Annotated in this window: 7 protein-coding genes and 1 pseudogene; 7 read left to right on the top strand and 1 reads right to left on the bottom strand. The window is 59.6% G+C overall.

Going from position 1 to position 4,627, the window contains the following annotated elements:
- The first annotated feature begins 13 nt into the window (after positions 1-13).
- The 7 genes and pseudogenes from MAXJ12_RS36305 to MAXJ12_RS32310 all read left to right on the top strand — a co-directional run bounded on the left by MAXJ12_RS36305 (position 14) and on the right by MAXJ12_RS32310 (position 3,657).
- The gene (locus MAXJ12_RS36305; RefSeq protein ID WP_085984158.1) at positions 14-367 is read left to right on the top strand and encodes a YihY/virulence factor BrkB family protein; all 354 of its coding nucleotides are present in this window, start codon (positions 14-16) and stop codon (positions 365-367) included.
- A gap of 263 nt (positions 368-630) precedes the next feature.
- Complete coding sequence (locus MAXJ12_RS32325; protein ID WP_008840438.1) at positions 631-1,395, top strand: PRC-barrel domain-containing protein; 765 nt, start codon at positions 631-633, stop codon at positions 1,393-1,395.
- 325 nt (positions 1,396-1,720) lie between these two features.
- A complete protein-coding gene (locus MAXJ12_RS37965; RefSeq protein WP_008840437.1) occupies positions 1,721-1,897 on the top strand; it encodes a hypothetical protein in 177 nt (58 codons plus the stop codon).
- Between the two features lie 76 nt (positions 1,898-1,973).
- On the top strand, positions 1,974-2,582 hold the full coding sequence (locus tag MAXJ12_RS39795; protein WP_040589335.1) for a cold-shock protein: 609 nt from the start codon (positions 1,974-1,976) through the stop codon (positions 2,580-2,582).
- A gap of 98 nt (positions 2,583-2,680) precedes the next feature.
- Positions 2,681-2,995: pseudogene (locus MAXJ12_RS40320) on the top strand (hypothetical protein); the annotation flags it as partial.
- A gap of 64 nt (positions 2,996-3,059) precedes the next feature.
- Positions 3,060-3,257 carry a CheR family methyltransferase gene (locus tag MAXJ12_RS32315; RefSeq protein WP_008840435.1) on the top strand — a complete coding sequence of 66 codons (198 nt, stop codon included), beginning with the start codon at positions 3,060-3,062 and terminating at the stop codon, positions 3,255-3,257.
- 148 nt (positions 3,258-3,405) lie between these two features.
- Positions 3,406-3,657, top strand: coding sequence for a hypothetical protein (locus MAXJ12_RS32310; RefSeq protein ID WP_008840434.1), 252 nt, complete (start codon positions 3,406-3,408; stop codon positions 3,655-3,657).
- A 94-nt stretch (positions 3,658-3,751) separates the two neighbouring features.
- Here MAXJ12_RS32310 and MAXJ12_RS32305 read toward each other — a convergent pair whose 3' ends face one another.
- On the bottom strand, positions 3,752-4,438 hold the full coding sequence (locus MAXJ12_RS32305) for a winged helix-turn-helix domain-containing protein (RefSeq protein ID WP_193364392.1): 687 nt from the start codon (positions 4,436-4,438) through the stop codon (positions 3,752-3,754).
- Positions 4,439-4,627 lie beyond the last annotated feature (189 nt).

Below are 4,627 nucleotides of genomic sequence, written 5' to 3'. Positions count from 1 at the left end.
AGGGAATCTCTGATTGGATTCTTATGTCAGGCGGGAACCACTAGCGACCGTTGGGATTGGTCTCGCATTCATATACCGCTACGGTCCCAGCCGCAGAGACGCTCGATGGCGGTGGGTCTCCTGGGGAAGTCTCGAAGCAGCATTGCTGTGGATGGGGGCCTCCATGCTGTTTTCCTGGTATGTTGTCACGTTTGACAGTTGCAACAGGCCTACGGGTCTCTCGGCGCGTCATCGGCTTTATGGTTTGGTTGTGGATATCCGCTGTGATGTTCTACTGGGCGCGGAGCTGAATGCGGAAATGGAACATCAGACCGCTCACGATACAACCCAAGCGGCCCCAAGCCCATCGGATCGCGATGAGCGATGATGGCGGATCACGTGGGGAAAGGGCAGGGCTGAGGCTTTCTCGGGTGGGGGATGGCGGGCCACTGGCGGCGAGCTTTCAGATACCCCCATTCGCTTCGACAATCGGCGGGGTCGAGTTGCAACTGTACAATTTCCGATGAACCCCCGGGAAGGCCGGCTTGTTCATGCTGGGTTAATGAAGACACTCCCGATATTGCGTGATCTTGTACCCGATTCGCACGCCCACCTGGCCAGGCCACAACAGCACTGAAATGGAGTAGGTTCATGGACTGCAGAACTTTTGTCGCTACTCTGTCGATCCTCGTGGCGCTGGGGATCGGTGAAGCAGCGGCGCAGTGCAACATCTCGGACGCGAAACTCGAGGAAGCGATCCTGCAAAAGCCCGAATTGCGCGATCGCGAAAACCGGCAGATGGTGCGTGATCTGCGAGCGCTACGCGATGCAGCTTTTATTTTGTGGTCTTACGGCCGCCATGATGATTGCGAGCGCATCCTTGGCAACATCCGCGAGCTTGTCGCGTCGCCGTCCATGGGGCAATTGGGCGCCAACGACGAGGATGAGGCGGACCAGCAGCTTGCCGCCGGAGAGCCTATGGTCCGCGAGGGCGGGCAGGTTCTAGGTAACCGTGGCGCCGAAGGTGCTCTGCCACTCATCGACATCAACGAGCTCGGCCCCGGCCTACGAGCTGACGAGATACTTGGCGCGGAGGTTCGCAGTTCCGACGACAAAATCATCGGCGAGGTCAGGAACGTGGTGATCGGAACGAAGGACCGCTGGGACTACGCCGTTGTTGCTTCGGGAGGGTTTTTCACTCCTGGGAAGGACAGCATTGTCGTGCCACTGCGGTACCTCCGGGTGAATCAGGAACGCAGCAGCTTCTTCCTGCGCATTCCGGAGTCGGAAATGAGGACCGTTCCTCTGATGCCTGATCAGGATTACGAATGGCTGTCGGACGAAGCATGGCGCGCCAGGAACGATGCCATCTTTCGGAGTCTCATGCCTGTCTCAGAGCGTTTCGGCGTTGAATGAGCGGCGCGGGTCCTGAGGCTGCTCTGGCCAGGCGCCGCGCTATCCGCGCAGGTTTCACATTCGACATACCCCTGCAGCGTTTTTCAGGCGCTCGAAAGTACATGACCGCTACAGCCGAGACCCTGAAGCTCCGTTTATGGAAATCGAAGAATCTGGTTCGTGCCATCGAAGCAGCCGGCGTCACGGCCTCGGTCGCTTGGGGAGAGAGGGATCGGATGCATCGTCCGGATCGAATGGACCGCTCAGGCATCGAACACCGACAGATGATGCGAGGCGTGCACGGAAGCATGGGCGGCGGGATGCAGGGCGCAAGGATGAGGATCATGTGTTCGCCATTATGGGTGCTGCGGCGATGTCGCCCCCGGCGCTGGGGATATCCAGGATTTCCAGGGATTTCCAGGAGCGGATTTTCCATGCCGTCGATCAGAACAGTGACGGCAGCGTTGAATCCGAGGATATCCAGTCGTTCTTCCATGGTTTAGATGAAGATCAAGCCGAATAGCAGCTGCGGGCTCAGCATTGAACGAAAAGCATTCCGGTGGTAGCGAAACCCTCCCCCTGCGCTTTCCGAGACGATGATGGGCAAGTATCGTGACCACCGGGAGCCGCGCCGCCGCGGCTTCGACGAAGACAGCAACGATCAGGAGCCAGAGCCGAGCTACTTCCTGCGCGAGCCTACGAAGGCTCCAACGGCCATGAGCTCACCTCCGGTCGATGTGGAGGTCTTATGGTTCAATGTCGATAAAGGGTTCGGCTTTGTGAAGTTGGCCGATGGATCAGACGCATTCCTTCATGTCCGCGCGTTGGAGAGCGCCGGTCATCGCGTCGTATCCGAGGGGATGAAGCTGACGGTGCGCATCGGCGAAGGACAGAAGGGGCCTCAGGTCGCAGAAGTCCTGGAAGTCAGCTCGGGCAATTCATCGGGGACGGACCGGCCTTCCTACTCCTCATTGCCCAGCTCAAAGCCAGACTCTCCTGGCGAGGAGAGCGCCGGCTCGGTGAAGTGGTACAACGCTGACAAAGGATTTGGCTTCATCGCACTGGAAGGCGGCTCCAAGGACGTGTTCGTCCATGTCTCCACTTTGAAACAATGTGGGCTGGAATTCCTTGAAGAGGGACAGCGGGTTGTCGTGACGTGCGGCCAAGGACAGAAGCGCCCTGAAGTAAGGTCCGTGAGACTGGATTAGGTCGATCCGCTGCCAAGGCAAAGGTACGGATTTGTCGGAGAAGGCCGAGAGCGGCGTCAGGACGGAGAAGTGGGCAGGGTCCGTTAGGGGCTCTGGCGATGCCTCCGGTTGACTGGAGTCAACTTTTCCTTGGTCGTCCAGCCAACATATGCATCATCGAGATTTATCAGCTTGGTTGCCGGTGGGGGGCGGCCGTGCAAAGTTGTGCGATGGAGCCTTCCGCGAATTGCGGCCAGGTGGCGGTTGATATTGCGGAAGAACCCTCCGTGAAATCCAACGTAAAGCTTTCGACACTCAGCCATCTTCTGGAACTCTTGCGGGCTCGGGGCGGACATGATTTTCGCAGCTACAAGCAAACGACGCTGAGGCGGCGCGTTCACCGTCGTCTCGGTCTCAGGAACATCAAAACACTGGGACGAATATATCGACGAGCTGCGCACCAACTCCGACGAAGTCACCGCGCTTGTCGGCGACCTGATGATCAGCGTCACCGGTTTTTTACGCGACCCCGATGCATGGAAGGCACTTGCCGAACTGGTCACCGCGCCAATTGTCGCGGAGCGCGAGACGGGCGCTTCTATCCGCGTCTGGGCCCCGGCCTGCTCCACGGGCGAGGAAGCCTATTCCCTCGCCATGCTGGTGACGGAGCATGCGGAGGCGGCCGTTTCGACCTGAAAGTGTTCGCGACCGACGCCCAGGAAAGCAATCTGCGCAAGGCGCGCGATGGTATCGACCCGGCCGCCGCCATGGCCGGCTTTCCACCGGCGCGCCCCGACGGAACCTTGCCGTATGCGGCGAGTTTGCCCGAGAAGGGAGAACCACCATGGACAAGAACGGCAATGCAAGACCCGCCGAGGACCAGGGCGTGATCGTCGCCGGTACTGACGCACGAGCTCGCGCTAGGGGTGAGGTCAAAGACGACGGCAAGCCGCGCGACGTTCGTGCCGCGCCGACCGAGAATACGCCCACTGGTGACGAAAGGAAGGGGCCGCCGACCCCGCCGGTCGGCGAGGAAGTTCCGAGCCGGCCGTTGGACACGACGAGCGCAAACTCATCACTGGCGCCTGACCGATGACACGGGTGGGTGCGAGCTTCTTATCCATATATCTATAATCACCGATGTTTTGGTCAGCAATATGGCATTGCGACGGCCCTGTAAAGGAAGGGGGCTACTTGGACCCCAGCGCGTATCCGGCCCCACGAACGGTCCTGATCAGGTCCCGGGTAGCCTTCAGCGACCTTCGCAGTCTGACGATGAAGACGTCCACGGCGCGCCCATCCAGGTACACGCTGTTACCCCACACGCGCTCCCTGAGCTGTTCTCTTGAAAACACGCGGCCAGGATGCTGCATCATGAACTCGAGGAGCCGGAACTCCGTCGGACTGAGCTGGACCGGTCGGCCTTTCCGGAAGACCTGATGTTGCCGACGATCGAGCATAATGTCATGAACGACGAGCACGTCTGACAGCACTTCGGGTTTGACGCGCCTCAGCAATGTTCTCACGCGGACGGTGAGTTCGGGTGTTGTAAAGGGCTTGACCAAGTAGTCGTCGAAGCCCGTCGAGAGTTCGCGCAAGCGGTCGCGTTCCTCACCCTGTGCCATCAGCATGATGATCGGCAGTTGCATCGTCTCGGGCCGCATGCGCAGGCGCCTGCCAAGCTCGTTGCCAGAAACGCCGGCGGCCGGCAGCATCCGGTCGAGCACCAAGAGGTCGGGCAAGCTATCTTCCAGACGGATTTCGGCCTCTTCGCCGCGGGTAACGATCTCGACGTGATAGCCTTCGGCCTCGAGGGCATACTGTATCAACACGCAGTGCCACTCATCGCCCTCGGCCACCATGACCTTCGGTGAGATCATTCGTCGCCTCGCTGATGCGCCAACCTAAAAGCGCCGTCCTCACCCTCTCGTCCGACGTCGGCCGATGTAGCGGCAGCTACGAGCTGGTAATCCTGTGATAGGCATTGTCGACGCTGTTGTTCGCATATGCTCCAATGATCTGGGGATGTATTTGATGTCGATTTATGCGTGCACACCGACGGTCAT

It is taken from the genome of Mesorhizobium alhagi CCNWXJ12-2 (assembly GCF_000236565.1).
Taxonomy (GTDB): Bacteria; Pseudomonadota; Alphaproteobacteria; order Rhizobiales; family Rhizobiaceae; genus Allomesorhizobium; species Allomesorhizobium alhagi.
The sequence above is the reverse complement of the archived record's forward strand: the minus strand, read 5'-3'. Positions and strand labels throughout refer to the sequence as shown.